The organism is Selenomonas sp. (assembly GCF_052169755.1).
Lineage (GTDB): Bacteria > Bacillota > Negativicutes > Selenomonadales > Selenomonadaceae > Selenomonas.
The window spans coordinates 1-16,405 of sequence record NZ_JBQNBV010000034.1; the positions used below are offsets into that span (position 1 = coordinate 1).

Consider the following 16,405-nt stretch of genomic DNA (forward strand, 5'->3'; position numbering starts at 1 on the left):
TGCGGCAATTAAACTTGCAATCGTCCCTTTTATGGGACATTGGGCAAAGTGCTTGTATTTCCCATTTGAGTATGGTATCATGGTTAGTATGGCAAAATGGGGTTGGAGAGGGATTCTCTGCGTTCCCCCATAAAAACATCAAATGAAGGAATACTTTAGGAGGTTATCTTATATCATGAAGGCTACCGCAGAGAAGATGGACAATCACGAAGTCGTTCTGACAATAGAGGTAGAAGCGGACGTCTTGAAAAAGGCGGAAGCAAAGGCTTGCAAGGACCTTGCGAATCGCGTGAGCATTCCGGGGTTCCGCAAGGGCAAGGCGCCGCGCCACATCATCGAGCAGCGCGTGGGCAAGCAGGCGATTCTTGATACGGCGTTTGAGTCTGTCGCGGATCAGGCGTTTGGCGATGCTTTGGAAGAGCAGGACATGTCGCCCGTTTCGCGCCCCGACATCGAGGTTGTGACGCTCGAATCCGACAAAGACGTCGTGTTCAAGGCGCGCTTCACGGCGAAACCTGAGGTCGCGCTCGGCGAGTACAAGGGTCTCAAGGTTGAGAAGAAGGTCGAAGAAGTCACGGACGAGGACGTTGATAAGGAAATCGAGAGTATGCGCCGCCGCCGCAGTCAGATGGTTGACGCTGCTGAAGGTGCAGAGGTCAAGACGGGGGATCTCGTGACGCTCGATTTCAAAGGCTTTGTTGAGGAAAAGGCTTTCGAGGGCGGTGAAGGCAAGGATTATCCCCTGGAAATCGGCTCGAATCGCTTCATCCCCGGCTTTGAGGATCAGCTCATCGGCATGAAGGTCGGCGATGCGCGCGATGTAAACGTGACATTCCCCGAGGAGTATCATTCGAAGGAACTCGCCGGCAAGCCTGCGAAGTTCGAGTGCAAGATTCACAGCATCAAAGAGCGGCAGATGCCCGAGCTTGATGACGATTTCGCCAAGAAGGTCAGCAAGTTCCAGACCGTCGAGGAGCTTCGCGCCGATATCCGCAAGAACTTGGAACATGCAGCGCAGCAGAAAGCGGATAATGATTATAATGTCGCCGTCATCGAGAAAGCGACGGAGAACATCACGGTTGACATCCCTGCGATCATGATCGAAAACCGTGTGACGATGATGATTCAGGAAATGGCGATGCGCCTTGAGCAGCAGGGTATGCGTCTGGAGCAGTATTTGCAGTACGCCGGCACCGATCTCAACCAGATTCGTGAACAGTATAAAAAAACGGCGGAGGAGAATGTCAAGACGGATCTCATGCTTGAAGCCGTAGCGAAGGCGGAAGGGATCAAGGTCGACGGCAAGGATCTCGATGCTGAAGTCGCGGCGATGGCTGTGGCTTATGGCGCGACGCCGGCGCAGGTCAGAAAGGTCGTCAAGGAACAGGGGCGCATCGGCGATCTCATGACGACGGTTCTCAGAAAGAAAACATCGCAGTTCATTTTGGACAATGCCGCGAAGTGATTTCCGCTTCGGTAATGTCGGTCTAAACGGGGGGATAGCATGAACAGCTATATGAACAGTTATGTTCCCATGGTGGTTGAGCGGTCGAACCGCGGAGAGCGTGCATACGATATTTACTCGCGCCTCTTGAAAGACCGCATCGTCTTTGTCGGCGGACCGATCGACGACAATGTGGCGAACGTCGTCGTCGCACAGCTCCTTTTTCTTGAATCCGAAGATCCTGACAAGGACATTCATCTTTATATTAACAGCCCGGGTGGCGTCGTGACGGCAGGTCTTGCCATCTACGATACGATGCAGTATATCCGTCCCGATGTTTCGACGATCTGCATCGGGCAGGCGGCGAGCATGGGTTCGCTTCTGCTGACGGCAGGAGCGAAGGGCAAGCGCTATGCGCTTCCTTTAGCGCGCATTATGATTCATCAGCCTTTGGGCGGCGCACAGGGACAGTCGACGGACATCCAGATCCAGGCGAAGGAGATCCTGCGTCTCAGAGAGGTAGGAAACGACATCCTCGCCAAGCATACGGGGCAGCCACGTGAAAAACTCATCGCCGATACGGAGCGTGACAACTTCATGACGGCAGAGGAGGCGAAGGAATACGGCCTCATCGACGAGGTCATCACGCGTCCTGTCAAGATTGAGAAGCCCAAGGACTAAGAGGTGGTATCATGTTGAAGTTTGGGGATGAGAAGGGGCAGCTTAAGTGTTCCTTCTGCGGCAAGTCGCAGGAGCAGGTCAGAAAGCTCGTGGCAGGCCCCGGCGTCTACATCTGTGATGAGTGTATCGAGCTTTGCAACGAGATCATTGAGGAAGAATTCAGCGAAGATATCGAAGTCGAGCTTAAAGATGTGCCGAAACCGAAGGAGATTCGCCAGATCCTCGATCAATACGTGATTGGGCAAGAGGAAGCGAAGAAGTCGCTTGCTGTTGCCGTCTACAACCACTACAAGCGAATCAACCGTACGCAGGGGAAGACGGACGAGGTCGAGCTGCAGAAGTCGAATATTCTGATGATCGGTCCGACGGGCAGCGGCAAGACGCTCTTGGCTCAGACGCTTGCCAAGATCCTCAATGTGCCGTTTGCCATTGCAGACGCGACTTCCTTGACAGAAGCCGGCTATGTGGGAGAGGATGTGGAGAACATCCTCTTGAAGCTTATACAAGCGGCGGACTACGATGTAGAGAAAGCGGAGAAAGGCATCATTTACATCGACGAGATCGATAAGATCGCGCGCAAGTCGGAGAATCCGTCCATCACGCGCGATGTTTCAGGCGAGGGCGTGCAGCAGGCGCTTTTGAAGATCTTGGAAGGTACCGTGGCTTCCGTGCCGCCGCAGGGCGGGCGCAAGCATCCGCATCAAGAGCTTATACAGATCGACACGACGAACATTTTGTTCCTCTGCGGCGGCGCTTTCGATGGCATCGAGAAGATCATCGAAGCGCGTATGGGCAAGAAGAATATGGGATTCGGCGCTGAGATCGCCTCGAAGGTGGAGCGCAATATCGGGGAGACACTGCGCCACATCCTGCCGGAAGATTTGCTGAAGAACGGCTTGATTCCAGAGTTCATCGGGAGACTTCCGATCGTCGTGACCCTTGAAGCGCTCGGCGAAGGAACGCTTGTGCGCATCTTGACTGAGCCGAAGAACGCGCTTGTCAAGCAGTATCAGAAGCTCTTGGAGATGGACGGCGTGAAGCTCGACTTCGACGAAGCGGCGCTCCATCTGATCGCGAAGGAAGCCTTGAAGCGAAAGACGGGGGCGCGCGGCCTGCGCTCAATCATCGAGAGCATCATGCGAAACGTCATGTATGAAGTGCCGTCTGTTGATGGAGCTTCGCACTGTCGCGTCACAAAGGAAGTCATCTCGGACAAGAAAGATCCTGTACTGACGATTGACAAGGCAAAGGCGAAGAGCGTGGATAAGGAAGCATCAGCTTGAGCATCGAAGGGGGACGCTGCGGCAAGCAGCGTCCTTTTTTGCTATCTTTAAGGAGGATTGTTTATGTCGGAACTGCGTAGGCTGCCGCTCCTGCCTCTGCGGGGAATGATCGTGTTTCCCTTCATGATCATCCATCTCGATGTCGGCAGGGATCGTTCCGTGGCGGCATTGGAGGAAGCGATGGTGCGTGACCGTCAGATTCTGCTCGTGGCGCAAAAGAATGCTGAGACCGATGAGCCGGGCGAACAGGATCTCTACAGCGTCGGTACAATCGCCGAGGTGCGTCAGCTTTTGAAGCTGCCGGGCGGCGCCTTGCGCGTGCTTGTCGAAGGACAGAAGCGGGCTGTGATCGAAGGCTACGAGGAGCTTGAAAAATTCGCTGAAGTAGCGGTCGCCGAGTATGCCGAGGTCGTCGAGGAGTCTATGGAAATGGAGGCGCTGACACGCGCTGTCGTGCATGAGTTCGAGCAGTGGGTGAAGATCAGTAAAAAAATTCCTGCGGAAACACTCGTTTCCGTGGCGATTCTCGACGATGGGGGCCGCTTGGGCGATCTCATCGCGAGTCATTTGAATCTCAAGCTCGAAGATCGGCAGGCGCTTTTGGAGCAAGTCAACATCAAGAGCCGCATGGAACTCCTTTATAAGATTTTGGCGCGTGAGCTTGAAGTGCTGGAAATGGAGCGCAAAATCGGTATGCGCGTGCGCAAACAGATGGAAAAGATTCAGAAGGACTATTACCTGCGCGAGCAAATCAAGGCGATTCAAAAAGAGCTGGGTGACGAGGACGACAAGGCGGCGGATATCGAAGCGTACCGCAAGAAGCTCGCTGAAGGCGGCTATCCCGAGGACGTGCAGAAGGCGATCGAGAAGGAAATTCATCGCATGGAAGGACAGGCGAGCATGTCCGCCGAGATGGGCGTCATACGCACCTACATTGAAACTTTGCTTGAACTGCCGTGGACGATCTTATCGGAGGACAACATTGACATCAAGGCGGCGGAAGCTGTCTTGGATGCGGATCACTACGGACTCAAGAAGGTCAAGGAACGCATCCTCGAATACCTCGCCGTCCATCAGCTCACGAAAGAGCAGCACGCGCCGATTTTGTGCCTCGTCGGCCCGCCGGGCGTCGGCAAGACGTCTCTGGCAAGTTCCGTGGCGCGTGCGACGGGCAGGAAGTTCGTGCGTGCATCGTTGGGCGGCATTCGTGATGAAGCGGAGATTCGCGGACATCGCCGCACCTACGTCGGTGCGATGCCGGGGCGCATCATGGAAGGGCTGCGCAAGGCGGGCACGAAGAATCCCGTATTCCTGCTCGACGAGGTGGATAAGATCGCTATGGATTACAAGGGCGACCCTTCGGCGGCGCTCCTCGAAGTGCTCGATCCCGCGCAGAACTCGACGTTCAGCGATCATTACGTCGAGCTGCCCTTCGACCTCTCCGAAGTTCTTTGGATCGTCACGGCAAACAGTCTGGCGAATATCCCGCGTGCGCTGCGCGACCGCATGGAGATCATCACGCTTTCGAGCTATACGGAGCAGGAGAAGCTGGAGATCGCCAAGCGCTATCTCATCGGACGCCAGCGTGCGGCGAACGGTCTGAAGGCGCGTGACCTGCGATTCGGCGAGGGCGTCGTCGAGAAGATGATCGTCGAGTACACACGCGAATCGGGCGTGCGTGAGCTTGAACGCACGATCGGGCACGTATGCCGCAAGGCGGCGCGGCTCATCGTCGAGGGTGAGAAAAAAGCGGTGCGTGTGACGGAGAAGAATCTCGCAGCCTTCTTGGAACGACCGAAGTTCCTTAGGAAGAAGGCGGAGAAGAAGCCTGAGATTGGCGTGGCGACGGGCATGGCGTGGACGGAGGTCGGTGGCGATATCCTGCCGACGGAAGTCACGGTGCTCGCGGGCAAGGGCAAGCTGATCTTGACAGGTCAGCTCGGTGACGTCATGCAGGAGTCGGCGCGTGCGGGACTTTCCTATATCCGCAGCCGACAAAATGTGTTCGGTATTGATGCAGACTTCTATGAGAAGCGCGACATCCACATCCATCTGCCCGAAGGCGCGATCCCAAAGGATGGACCGTCTGCGGGCATCACGATGGCGACGGCGATGATCTCGGCGTTGACGGGGCGAAAGGTCAGAAGCGACGTCGCCATGACGGGCGAGATTACGCTGCGCGGTCGCGTTCTGCCCATCGGCGGTTTGAAGGAAAAGGTTCTGGCGGCGTACCGCGAGGGCATGAAACGTATCGTTTTGCCGAAAGAGAACGAGCGCGACATCGAGGACATCCCGCAGGAAGTGCGGGAAAAACTCGTTTTCGTACCCGTAGAAACGATGGATGAGGTGCTCCTTGAGGCGCTTGTGCCGCAAAAGGGAGGCGCACACACTGGATAAGGTCACGATCACACAGGGAAAATACATCGCCTCCGCCGTGAAAAAAGAGCAGTATCCCGAAGTAAGACGCAAGGAGATCGTCTTCATCGGACGCTCGAACGTCGGCAAATCGTCGCTCATCAACTCGCTTGCACGCACAAAAAATCTTGCTCGCGTCTCGGGGCAGCCCGGCAAGACGCAGACGATCAACTTTTACGAACTTGGCGCGAAGATCGAGGGCGAAGCGGAGCGGCGCGACTTCTACCTTGTCGATCTGCCGGGGTACGGCTACGCGCGAACGGCGAAGAGCAAGCGCAAGGTGTGGTCGCGCTTCATCGAAGCATATCTTTTGCACAGCGAGGATTTGCAGTTTGTTTGCCAGCTCATGGACATTCGCCACGAACCGATGACGTCGGATATTGAGATGTTCCAATGGCTCGTGGCGAAGGGGCTGCCTGTGCTCGTCGTCGCGACGAAGGCGGACAAGCTGAGCCGCAACGAGCAGAAGAAGAGCATCACCGTCATGCGAAAGGCGCTCGGCGTTGCGGAGCTGGATATTCTGCCGTATTCTTCAGTGAAAAATGAAGGGCGTTCAGAATTGCTTGACGTGATAGCAAATGTTCTGATAGAATGAGCGAAAGGGTGTATTGCCAAAACTTCCCCGGAGAAAATGAGGGTGAAAATATGTTGACAGCTTTTGACAAGAAGCTTCTCAACGTCTTGCAGGCCGGCTTGCCCATCAGCAGCCGGCCTTTTGCTGACTTGGCGCAAGGCTTGGAGGCAGATGAAAAGACCGTTCTTTCGCGCGTGAAGGAACTCAAGGCGCAAGGGTATCTGCGCCGTATCGGGCCGTTTTTCGACTCGGCGAAGATGGGCTATCGCGGCACGCTCGTGGCGCTTCGCGTGAAACCCGAAGCGATGAAGCGCGTGGCTGAGGCGGTGAACCGCCATGTGGGCGCGACGCACAACTATGAGCGTGAGGGAAAATACAACCTATGGTTCACGCTGCTTACGCCGAATGAAGAGATGCGCCGCAGGATTCTTGCGGAGATCCGCAATCTGCCCGGCGTCGAGGCTTTGTTGAATCTCGCCTCGCACAAGAAGTATAAGGTCAACGTACAATTCAAGCTCGGATAAGGGGGTGCTGCGATGGAAATGCTCGATGAAATCGACAAGAAGATCATACGCGCCATGCAGGGGGATTTTCCGCTCGTAGAAGAGCCGTACAAGGAAATCGCCGCCATAGTCGGCGTCGAAGAGGCAGAACTGCTGCGCCGCCTATGCCGTTTGAAGGAAAACGGGCAGATCCGCAAGATGGGGGCGGTCCTTCAGCACCGCGCTGCGGGATTCACGGCGAATGTCCTGTGCGCTTGGGTCGTGCCGCCCGCACGCATGGATGCGGTCGCGCGATGTATGTGCGAAAACCCTGCGGTATCGCATTGTTATGACCGCGACACCGCAGAGGATTGGCCGTACAACGTCTACACGATGATTCACGCGAAGAGCCGCACCGAGTGCGAGGAGATCGCCGATACAATTGCTGCCGAGTGTGATCTCAGTGAGCGCGTCATGCTCTATTCTGTCAAGGAATGGAAGAAAACGAGTATGCGCTATTTCTGCGAGGATGAAGATGTCTGTCCGTCTGACTGCGTCCTGCAGGCTTGACTTCTTGAACTTTCATGCTACAATAAGACTGTCAGATGAATATGAATCCACTGGGGGAGCATTTGCTGAGAGGCTTTCGTGCGACGGAGCCGACCCTTGGAACCTGTTTGGTTAATACCTGCGTAGGGAAGTGGTGGTTTCTGCAGATTTTTGGGGAGCTGCCGGGCTTTGCGGGCGGCTCTTTTTCTTGCGCTCTGTCGTGGATTCGTCGATTGGGGCGGCGTTTGCCGTCCGTATGGAGGGATCTTATGGCAACGCAGATGCAGTATGCAAGAGAAGGAAAGATCACCGATGCCATGCGGCAGGTGGCTGAGATGGAGCAGGTGGACGCGGAAACGATTCGTGCGCATGTGGCGAAAGGAACGGTTGCGATCTGCGCCAATGTGAATCATGCGGGGCTGAAGCCTGCCGGCGTCGGCGAGGGGCTGCGCACGAAGGTCAATGCGAACATCGGCACGTCGAGTACATTTCCCGACATTGCGCCGGAGCTGGAAAAGCTCGACGAAGCCGTGCGCTCAGGCGCGGACGCCGTCATGGATCTTTCGACGGGCAACAACATCGACGAGTCGAGGCGGCGCATCATCGCTCATTCGCCTGTCATGGTCGGCACGGTGCCGCTTTATGAAGCGACGGTCACGGCGATCAAGAAGCGCGGCGCCGTGGTCGAGATGACAGCGGATGACATCTTGCAGACGATTGAGCGGCAGGCGAAGGACGGCGCGGACTTCATGACGCTGCACTGCGGCTTGACGCTCGAAGCCGTGCGCAACCTGCGCGAAGAGGGACGCGTCATGGACGTCGTGAGTCGCGGCGGCTCTTTCATCACGGGCTGGATGCTTTACAATGAGAAGGAAAATCCTCTCTACACGCATTTTGACGATATCCTCGATATCTGCGAGAAGTACGATTCGACGATCAGCTTGGGCGACGGTCTGCGTCCCGGCTGTCTTGCCGATGCGACGGATCGTGCGCAGATCACGGAACTCGTGAATCTCGGCGCACTCGTTGACCGCGCATGGAAGCGCGGCGTACAGGTCATGGTCGAAGGCCCGGGGCACATGCCGTTCGATCAGATCGCAGCGAATATGAAGCTCGAAAAGCGGCTATGCCATAATGCGCCGTTCTATGTTCTCGGTCCTTTGGTGACGGACGTCGCGCCGGGCTACGATCATATCACGGCGGCGATCGGCGGCACGCTCGCCGCCGTGAGCGGAGCAGATTTCCTCTGCTATGTGACGCCCGCCGAACATCTGTGCCTGCCGACGTTGGATGATGTACACGACGGTGTGATCACGAGCCGCATCGCTGCACATGCAGCGGACATCGTCAAGGGAGTGCCCGGTGCAGCGGAGTGGGACAGGAAGATGGCAGAAGCGAGGAAGGTTCTCGACTGGGATGCACAGCTCGCGCTTGCCATCGACCCCGCCCGCGCGAGAGCGCGCCGTGAGGCGAGAAACGATGCGGGGGAAGGCGCTTGTTCCATGTGCGGCGACTACTGCGCGGTGGAAATCATTCAGAAGTATTTCGATCAGCCTGTCGCCGGGGTTTGCGATTGAGGATAGGAAAAGAGCCTGCCGTACTTTGCGGCAGGCTCTTTTCCTGTGCATATCGTATAAGACGCCGATAAGCGGATAAAATGAAGTTTTATCCGTGCTAGGCGCTCCTTACGCCTCTTCTTCATTTTGCCGTCCCGTTTCCTGCTGATCGCGGTAAATGTCGGCGATCACGAGCTTTACGATGACGATGAAGGGGACGGCGAGGAACATGCCGGCGGGACCGAGGATTTCGCCGCCGAAGATGACGCCCAAGATGATGGCTACAGGATGCAGATTCAGGGACTTGCCGATGAGCGTCGGATAGACGAAGTTGTGATTGATCTGCGTCAGTACGACGTAGAAAAGGACGGTTTGGAGCACGAGCCCGCGCGATTCGGTGGCGGTCAGAAAGACACCGAACGCCGAAGCGGCAGTCGGACCGAGTACGGGGACGAATTCGCCCAGCCCGGAGAGAAAAGCGAAGACAGAGGCGTAAGGGAGCCCCATAAGTTCGAAGTAGAAGAATACGACGACGCTTGTGATGGTACACATGATGATCTGGCTGAAGATGTAGACGCGCAGAGCGCGCAGGATGTCGTTGAAGAGGTTGAGAACACGTCTCCGAGAGGTTTGCGGGAATAGTCCGGCAAGCCATACTTTTATGCTCTTTCCGTCTTTGAGAAGATAGAAGGTCACGAAGATAATGATGACGAATGCCATGAATTTTCCGAAGGCTTCCAAGAGAAACGTGAGTGAGGATTTCAGCAGTTCTGCACCCAGACTGCGTAAATTGACGAGGATGTCGTTGAGTTCGCCGCGCAGCAAGTCGGATTCGGAAACGAAGGGGATGTTTTGCAGGCTCAGGGTGATATTTGGCAAGTCGGCGATAAAGCTGCGGAAGGTGGGGAAGAAGGAGAGCGATAAGAGAACGAGCAGCCCTGCGAGGAGCGCGATGAATCCGATGACGACGAGACCCGCCGCAAGGACGCGCGGCACTCTTTTGCGCTGCAAAAAATCGACGGGCGGCTGAAGGAGAAGCTGCAGGAGGAGAGAGAGGAAGATGATGAAAGCGAGATCCGGAAAGAACCAAAATGCCGAGAGCAGAAGCGTGAAGGTGACGCCTAAGATGATGGATGTGCGGTAGTTTGTCAAGTGCATGGTATATCCCCCTTTTATCGTTATATTTATCGAGCGCGGCGGAAAATCCTGCATGAATATCGGCAGAAAAGAGTTTTCTTTGAAAATCAATGAAATTATATCTGAAACTAGGTCTTTAAGGGAACTTTAGAGGATAATTCTTGACAGGACATGGGAAACATCATACAATAGGAAAGTATAGTTTTCAGCCACGCACTATCACAAGATAAATTTAAGGGAAAACGGAGTCGTTCAGCGATTCTTATACAAACTAGGGGGTGTTAGTTATCATTGAAATACTTTTGGCGGTCATTCTCTCGCTGATCGTCGGCATTGGCGGCGGTTATCTGCTGCGCAAGAGATCTGCGGAGGCGCAGATCGGTTCTGCCGAAGAAGAAGCGAAGCGGATTGTTGCCGAAGCGGAGACCAAGGGCGAAGCTCGCAAGAAAGAGGCTTTGCTTGAGGCGAAGGAAGATATTCATCGGCTCCGCCAGGAGCTTGATCGCGATACAAAGGATCGCCGCAGCGAGCTGCAGCGGCAGGAACGCCGCATTGTGCAGAAAGAGGAGAATCTCGACCGCAAGCTCGATTCCCTAGAGAAAAAGGAAGAAGTCCTTTTGAGCAAGGAAGCGAAGATCGACCGCACGCGGGCGTCCATCAATGAGCTTCGCGACAAGCAGAAGGAAGAGCTGGAGCGTATTTCGAGCTTGACGGCGGAGGAAGCGCGCACGATGCTCTTGTCGGAAGCGGAAGAAGAGCTCAAGCACGAAAAAGCCATGATGATCAAGGATTATGAGCAGCAGGCGAAAGATGAGGCGGACAAGCGCGCGCGCGATATTGTTTCGCTTGCCATTCAGCGCTGCGCCGCTGATCAGGTGGCAGAGACGACGGTTTCTGTCGTATCGCTTCCGAATGACGAAATGAAGGGGCGCATCATCGGTCGTGAGGGACGCAACATCCGCACACTCGAAACCTTGACGGGCATCGACTTCATCATTGACGATACGCCGGAGGCGGTCATACTCTCCGGCTTTGATCCGGTGCGGCGCGAAGTGGCTCGTATCGCACTGGAAAAGCTCGTCACGGATGGGCGCATCCATCCGGCGCGTATCGAAGAGATGGTCGAAAAGGCGAAACGAGAGGTCGATCAGCGCATCAAGGAAGCGGGCGAACAGGCGACGTTCGAGACGGGCGTGCACGGGCTTCATCCCGAGCTTGTGAAGCTCCTCGGGCGTCTGCGCTACCGCACGAGTTACGGACAGAACGTGCTCAATCATTCGATCGAGGTCGCACATCTTGCGAGCGTCATGGCGTCGGAGATCGGCGCGGATGTGATGCTTGCAAAACGCAGCGGACTTTTGCACGATGTGGGCAAGGCGGTCGATCATGAAGTCGAAGGTTCACACGTGACGATCGGCGCCGATCTTGCGAAGAAGTACCGCGAGCACAAGGACGTGATCAACGCGATCAGCGCGCATCACGGCGACGTGGAGCCGACGACGGTAGAAGCGGTGCTCGTTGCGGCGGCAGACGCTGTCTCGGCGGCAAGGCCGGGCGCGCGCCGCGAGAGTCTTGAGGCGTATCTGAAGCGTTTGACGCGCCTCGAAGAGATCGCCGAGTCGTTCGACGGTGTGGACAGCTGTTTCGCCATTCAGGCGGGGCGCGAGGTGCGTGTGATGGTCAAGCCCGAGAAGGTTGACGATGTCGCATCGGTTGCGCTCGCGCACGACATCGTCAAGAAGATTGAGTCGGAGCTTGAGTATCCGGGACAGATCAAGGCGACGATCATTCGTGAGACGCGCGTTGTTGATTACGCAAAATAGTTGTATAATGGGTGTTGGGAGGATGCTTCTCAGCACCCTCGCTTTTTAGAAAGCACGGAGCCTGCCGGCGTCGTGTGCATTTTGGCTGTGACTAGGGAAACGAGGTGTTTGCTTTGGGCAGATTTATGGGAAGTGCGAAGAAGCCGAACAAGGATGGCATCAACCTCTTGGTGTCCATTCTCGTCTGTTATCCGGAAATCGGCATGGTCAGCTACGAGCCGGAGAAGGAGGCTCTTTACTTCTCCTTTACGTTGCAAAAGGTGCCCCCGCGGCAGGAGTTTGAGGAGACTGCGGCTTTTCTGGAGGAGAGCATCCTCACATATCACGATCTTGAGGGACTGATTCCGGGGGAGATTGACTTTACTTTGGAAGGGCAGGGAAATACGGCGTTTTTCCGCGTGCTGCGCGATGTCCGTACACTTTCGCGCGGTGAAATTGCCCTTTTGGCAGACCTCATGTACGAGCGTTTCGGTGATGCACTCGTTTCCGACCAGACGCGCGATACTTACGAGGAGGACAACTTCATGCGTGAAGAGGCGATTGACCATATCATCGGCAGTCTCAAGGGAAGCCGCATGGCGGATCGCATGATCGGCATTCGCGAGGAAGGCCGCGTCATGGTGTTCAATAAGTAAACCGGCAGGAAAAATGGAACAGGGTGCAGGCGGCAGGAAGTGTCGCCTGTCGCTTTATAAACGGCGCGTGAGTATGAGAACGTGTCCACAAAATTTGTGCTGTTTGCACGAAAGGTGGTTATGTTTTGAGAGTCATGCTTGTTGGAGATGTTTGCGGCAGACCGGGAAGAGAGGTGTTCAGTCGTCTTACATCGGCGCTTCGCAGGGAAAAGGCCGTGGATGTCGTCATTGTCAACGGTGAAAATTCTGCGGGCGGCAAGGGCTTTACGCGCAAGTCGCTGGATGCGCTGTATCATGGGGGCGCCGATATTGTGACATCGGGCAACCATGTCTGGGATAAGAAGGATGTTTTGGAGTTCATTGATGATGAGCCTTTTCTCATCCGCCCTGCCAATTATCCGGAAGGCGCGCCGGGAAAGGGCTATTGCATTTATCCTTACCGCGCAAAGAACATCGCTGTCATCAATATGTCGGGTCGTGTGTTCATGCCGGATATGGACTGCCCGTTTCAAAAGATCGAGGGCATCCTGCGCGAGATTCGTGATGAGGCTGACGTTGTTTTTCTCGATTTCCATGCGGAAGCGACTTCTGAGAAAGCGGCGATGGGCTGGTACCTCGACGGGCGTGTCAACGCTGTTGTCGGCACGCATACGCATGTGCAGACGGCGGATGAGCGGCTTTTGCCGGGGGGGACGGCATATATCACAGATCTCGGCATGACAGGGCCGTGGGATTCGGTGCTCGGCGTGCGCGTCGACCGCGTGCTGGAGAAATTCACGACGTGCCGCCCCGTACGATTTGAGGTGGCGGAAGGTCCTCGCGTCTATTGCGCCGTCATCGTTGAGATTGATGATGCGACGAATCGGACGCGATCTATCGAGCGCGTTATGAAAACGGTGGATTAGCAGGAGTTTTCCCTTTTGTATAGAATAGGGAAGATAAAGTTTCATATAGATTGTATATGAATGAAAAATCTGAATCGGCAGAAAGAAACTGCAGAGAGTTTTAGGAGGGAAGACGATTATGGAGGTCTTGAAGGTTTCGGCACGATCGAATCCGAATGCTGTCGCGGGGGCTTTGGCGGGCGTCGTTCGCGGCTCGGGAGCCGCTGAGATGCAGGCGGTCGGGGCGGGCGCTTTGAATCAAGCGGTCAAGGCGATTGCTATTGCGCGCGGCTTTGTCGCTCCGCACGGCATAGATCTCGTCTGTGTTCCCGCCTTTACCGACATCGAAATCGACGGCGAAGGGCGTACGGCCATCAAACTTATCGTGGAGCCGCGTTGAGGCTCTGCGTGGGTTCAGCAAGGGAGTGGGGTTCTAGTGTCGAGCGATTTACATACGCATACGTCATATTCCGATGGACAGATGACGCCGGAAGAGCTGGTGGCGGCGGCGAAGGCAGCAGGGCTTCGCTACATCGCAATCACGGATCACGATACCGTTGACGGTGTCACGCATCTCTATGAAGAAGGGCTTCTGCCGGCGAAGGGTATCGGCATCATACCGGGCATTGAGTTCAGCGCCCATCATGAAAAGCGGGAAATCCATATCCTCGGCTACAATGTTGACATCTATCGCCGCGATCTCCTCGAACGATTGAATGATGTGGGCGAGGCTCGATGGAGCCGATTTGCCGAGATGGTGGAAAAGCTGCAGGAACTTGGCTACGGCATTACAGAAACGGATGTGCTGAAGATCGCAGGCACGAGCAAATCCATCAGTCGCTCACATATCGGACGTGCGCTCGTGAGCAAGGGCTTTTTTTCCAGTGTGCGCGAGGCGTTCGATGCGGTGCTTTCCAAGGGATGCCCTGCGTATGTTTCACACTATCGCTTGGAGCCGGAGGAAATCATCGCGCTCATCAAGGGCGCGGGCGGTACGCCGGTCCTTGCGCATCCGAAGCTCGTCGGCGACGATGCACTCGTAGAGCATGTGCTCGATCTCGGCATCGAGGGGGTCGAGGCGTTTTATCCGCAGCACGACACGGTCGATACGCAGCGCTACATCGGCATGGCAGAGCGCCGTCATCTGCTCGTGACGGGCGGCTCGGATTTCCACGGCTTCGCTTCGCGTTATCCGCCGGAGCTTGGCATTTTCACGGTTGAAGATTCGTTTGCGGAGAAGCTGTATAAGCCGACGATGAATTTTTAGGAGAGAAAGATATGGACGTCATAGCATTCGTAGGCCCGAGCGGCACCGGCAAGAGCCACCGCGCCTTGCTTGTGGCGCATCAGCATCAGGCGGATGCCATCATTGATGACGGCATCCTGATTAAGGACGGCAAGATCGTCGCAGGCTCTTCCGCCAAGATGGAAAAGAGCAAGATCATGGCAGTGCGCCGTGCCATCTTTACGCTTCCCGGACATGCGGACGATGTACGCGCCGCCATCGCTGAGTGCAGACCGCATCGCATCCTCATCTTGGGAACCTCTGAGAACATGGTCTACAAGATCGCGCACATCCTCAAGCTGCCGACGATCGAGCAGATCATCCATATCGAGGACATCGCGACGCAGCGTGAGATGCAGAAAGCGCGCGACAGCCGACTGAAGCAGGGGAAGCACATCATTCCTGTGCCGACGATTGAGCTAAAGCCCCATGCGTCGGGCTTTCTCATTGATCCCATCCAATCCTTCTTCCGCCGCAGCCGCACACGCCGCCGCAAACTCGGCGAGAAGTCCATCGTGCGTCCGGTATTCAGCTATTACGGCAAGCTCATTATCGACGATTTGGCAATCCGCGAGATGGTCGTGCGCATCATGCATGAGAAGGATTACATCTCGAAGGTCGGCGCCGTGCGCGTGCGCCATATCTGGAAGGGTGACGAGGATCGCGGTCTTGAGATTTCCTGTTCCGTTGTGCTGACCTACGGCAGCCATATCCCAACGCTCATCAAGGAAACGCAGCAGCGCGTGCGCACGAAGGTCGAGTATATGACGGGGCTTTTCGTGCGCGAAGTTGACATCATGGTGCAGGCGCTTTATATCGAAGCATAGCAAAGAGGCTCTTCCCCTTAATGGTCGATGGGAAGAGCCTCTCTCCATGCGCGTTTGAGATCGTCGAAGCGCCAGCGTGCATTGGCGGCGCTCGTCGAGGGGAGCGTGTGAAAGATGAGATCTGTGCGCTTCAACAGAGATTTGTTAGCGCTGCGAAAGATTGCGGCGGCTTTGCCGCCGTTCAGGCAGAAGGTCGAAAGACGCGGATAGCGCGCGAGAAGCGCGGAAAAATCGTTGGGCTTCACCTCTCGAATTGCCGCATCCAAGCTGCCTTCGCGCTCGCATGAGGCGATGGAATCCCAAAGCGCGATATGGTGGCGGAGCAGCATCTGAAGCCGCGCCGCATAGCCCTGCGGCGGCTCGCCGCCCTCCAAAAGATACGCCATGAGCCGCCAGAAGCGATTCTGCGGATGCGCGTAATATTGCTGCGCCTTGAGCGATGCCGCGCCCGGCATTGAGCCGAGGATGATATGCGTGCATCTCTCGTCGATGCTCGGCAAAAAGCCGACGCAGGTGAAGGGAGAAGCGGGCATGAGGAAGTCTCCTTTGCATTGGAATTTGACGAATCTGCCTTTGCGTCGTATAATGGGCGTAGAAAGGGTGCTACTGGTAACGGTCAGCCCCTAAACCTTAGTAGGAGAATCCCCGCCTAAGTTGTGAGCTGCAGGCGGGGTATTCTTATTTTGCCTTTAATGCAACGACGCAAATCGTTACGAGGAAAACGAACGACAAGAAATCGTACAGTTCCATAAGCAGCACCCCCATTCGAGGGCTAAGAATCGACCGCCACCGTTGTAGTAGCACCGCCTATATTATAGCATACATCCAAT

16 protein-coding genes and 1 riboswitch are annotated in these 16,405 nt (G+C 55.7%); of the genes, 14 read left to right on the forward strand and 2 right to left on the reverse strand.

The features are described from left to right. Positions 1–175 precede the first annotated feature (175 nt). The 8 genes from tig to thiC all read left to right on the forward strand — a co-directional run bounded on the left by tig (position 176) and on the right by thiC (position 9,005). Positions 176–1,465: a trigger factor gene (gene tig, locus ACTTKG_RS04010; RefSeq protein ID WP_442672966.1), complete on the forward strand. Its 1,290-nt coding sequence runs from the start codon at positions 176–178 to the stop codon at positions 1,463–1,465. Positions 1,466–1,516: 51 nt separating this feature from the next. Beyond that, complete coding sequence (clpP, locus tag ACTTKG_RS04015; RefSeq protein ID WP_442672981.1) at positions 1,517–2,125, forward strand: ATP-dependent Clp endopeptidase proteolytic subunit ClpP; 609 nt, start codon at positions 1,517–1,519, stop codon at positions 2,123–2,125. An 11-nt stretch (positions 2,126–2,136) separates the two neighbouring features. Beyond that, complete coding sequence (clpX, locus tag ACTTKG_RS04020) at positions 2,137–3,408, forward strand: ATP-dependent Clp protease ATP-binding subunit ClpX (protein ID WP_442672967.1); 1,272 nt, start codon at positions 2,137–2,139, stop codon at positions 3,406–3,408. Positions 3,409–3,471: 63 nt separating this feature from the next. Continuing rightward, entirely contained in the window at positions 3,472–5,805 is a 2,334-nt protein-coding gene (gene lon / locus ACTTKG_RS04025; protein WP_442672968.1) for an endopeptidase La, read from the forward strand. Beyond that, positions 5,762–6,418, forward strand: coding sequence for a ribosome biogenesis GTP-binding protein YihA/YsxC (gene yihA, locus ACTTKG_RS04030; RefSeq protein ID WP_442672969.1), 657 nt, complete (start codon positions 5,762–5,764; stop codon positions 6,416–6,418). The genes lon and yihA overlap by 44 nt, the downstream gene beginning before the upstream one ends. A gap of 50 nt (positions 6,419–6,468) precedes the next feature. After that, a complete protein-coding gene (ahbA, locus tag ACTTKG_RS04035; protein ID WP_442672970.1) occupies positions 6,469–6,921 on the forward strand; it encodes a siroheme decarboxylase subunit alpha in 453 nt (150 codons plus the stop codon). A gap of 12 nt (positions 6,922–6,933) precedes the next feature. Continuing rightward, a complete protein-coding gene (gene ahbB, locus ACTTKG_RS04040) occupies positions 6,934–7,449 on the forward strand; it encodes a siroheme decarboxylase subunit beta (RefSeq protein ID WP_442672971.1) in 516 nt (171 codons plus the stop codon). A 42-nt stretch (positions 7,450–7,491) separates the two neighbouring features. Beyond that, positions 7,492–7,595: riboswitch (TPP riboswitch) on the forward strand. Positions 7,596–7,697: 102 nt separating this feature from the next. Then, positions 7,698–9,005 (forward strand): phosphomethylpyrimidine synthase ThiC, encoded by a 1,308-nt coding sequence (thiC, locus tag ACTTKG_RS04045; RefSeq protein ID WP_442672972.1) that lies wholly within the window; start codon positions 7,698–7,700, stop codon positions 9,003–9,005. Positions 9,006–9,113: 108 nt separating this feature from the next. Here thiC and ACTTKG_RS04050 read toward each other — a convergent pair whose 3' ends face one another. Next, positions 9,114–10,142, reverse strand: coding sequence for an AI-2E family transporter (locus tag ACTTKG_RS04050; protein WP_442672973.1), 1,029 nt, complete (start codon positions 10,140–10,142; stop codon positions 9,114–9,116). 257 nt (positions 10,143–10,399) lie between these two features. On the opposite strand from ACTTKG_RS04050, the gene rny reads away from it, so the two are divergent. The 6 genes from rny (at position 10,400) to ACTTKG_RS04080 (ending at position 15,575) form a co-directional block, all read left to right on the forward strand. Then, the gene (gene rny, locus ACTTKG_RS04055; protein WP_442672974.1) at positions 10,400–11,944 is read left to right on the forward strand and encodes a ribonuclease Y; all 1,545 of its coding nucleotides are present in this window, start codon (positions 10,400–10,402) and stop codon (positions 11,942–11,944) included. A 104-nt stretch (positions 11,945–12,048) separates the two neighbouring features. Beyond that, positions 12,049–12,579 (forward strand): hypothetical protein, encoded by a 531-nt coding sequence (locus ACTTKG_RS04060; RefSeq protein WP_442672975.1) that lies wholly within the window; start codon positions 12,049–12,051, stop codon positions 12,577–12,579. A 125-nt stretch (positions 12,580–12,704) separates the two neighbouring features. Next, the gene (locus tag ACTTKG_RS04065) at positions 12,705–13,484 is read left to right on the forward strand and encodes a TIGR00282 family metallophosphoesterase (protein ID WP_442672976.1); all 780 of its coding nucleotides are present in this window, start codon (positions 12,705–12,707) and stop codon (positions 13,482–13,484) included. Positions 13,485–13,602: 118 nt separating this feature from the next. After that, positions 13,603–13,863: a stage V sporulation protein S gene (locus ACTTKG_RS04070; RefSeq protein WP_442672977.1), complete on the forward strand. Its 261-nt coding sequence runs from the start codon at positions 13,603–13,605 to the stop codon at positions 13,861–13,863. 36 nt (positions 13,864–13,899) lie between these two features. Beyond that, entirely contained in the window at positions 13,900–14,730 is an 831-nt protein-coding gene (locus ACTTKG_RS04075; RefSeq protein ID WP_442672978.1) for a PHP domain-containing protein, read from the forward strand. 11 nt (positions 14,731–14,741) lie between these two features. Then, complete coding sequence (locus tag ACTTKG_RS04080; RefSeq protein ID WP_442672979.1) at positions 14,742–15,575, forward strand: Asp23/Gls24 family envelope stress response protein; 834 nt, start codon at positions 14,742–14,744, stop codon at positions 15,573–15,575. A gap of 17 nt (positions 15,576–15,592) precedes the next feature. On the opposite strand, the gene ACTTKG_RS04085 is transcribed toward ACTTKG_RS04080, so the two are convergent. Next, entirely contained in the window at positions 15,593–16,108 is a 516-nt protein-coding gene (locus ACTTKG_RS04085) for a DNA-deoxyinosine glycosylase (protein ID WP_442672980.1), read from the reverse strand. Between the last annotated feature and the right edge of the window lie 297 nt (positions 16,109–16,405).

What these genes read in the sequence shown, in the direction of transcription:
- clpP (WP_442672981.1), top strand. Translation starts at nt 1,517, where the DNA reads ATGAACAGTTATGTTCCCATGGTGGTTGAGCGGTCGAACCGCGGAGAG.
- ACTTKG_RS04050 (WP_442672973.1), bottom strand. Translation starts at nt 10,142, where the DNA reads ATGCACTTGACAAACTACCGCACATCCATCATCTTAGGCGTCACCTTC.
- clpX (WP_442672967.1), top strand. Translation starts at nt 2,137, where the DNA reads ATGTTGAAGTTTGGGGATGAGAAGGGGCAGCTTAAGTGTTCCTTCTGC.
- tig (WP_442672966.1), top strand. Translation starts at nt 176, where the DNA reads ATGAAGGCTACCGCAGAGAAGATGGACAATCACGAAGTCGTTCTGACA.
- thiC (WP_442672972.1), top strand. Translation starts at nt 7,698, where the DNA reads ATGGCAACGCAGATGCAGTATGCAAGAGAAGGAAAGATCACCGATGCC.
- ACTTKG_RS04080 (WP_442672979.1), top strand. Translation starts at nt 14,742, where the DNA reads ATGGACGTCATAGCATTCGTAGGCCCGAGCGGCACCGGCAAGAGCCAC.
- ahbB (WP_442672971.1), top strand. Translation starts at nt 6,934, where the DNA reads ATGGAAATGCTCGATGAAATCGACAAGAAGATCATACGCGCCATGCAG.
- ACTTKG_RS04085 (WP_442672980.1), bottom strand. Translation starts at nt 16,108, where the DNA reads ATGCCCGCTTCTCCCTTCACCTGCGTCGGCTTTTTGCCGAGCATCGAC.
- ahbA (WP_442672970.1), top strand. Translation starts at nt 6,469, where the DNA reads ATGTTGACAGCTTTTGACAAGAAGCTTCTCAACGTCTTGCAGGCCGGC.
- ACTTKG_RS04070 (WP_442672977.1), top strand. Translation starts at nt 13,603, where the DNA reads ATGGAGGTCTTGAAGGTTTCGGCACGATCGAATCCGAATGCTGTCGCG.
- lon (WP_442672968.1), top strand. Translation starts at nt 3,472, where the DNA reads ATGTCGGAACTGCGTAGGCTGCCGCTCCTGCCTCTGCGGGGAATGATC.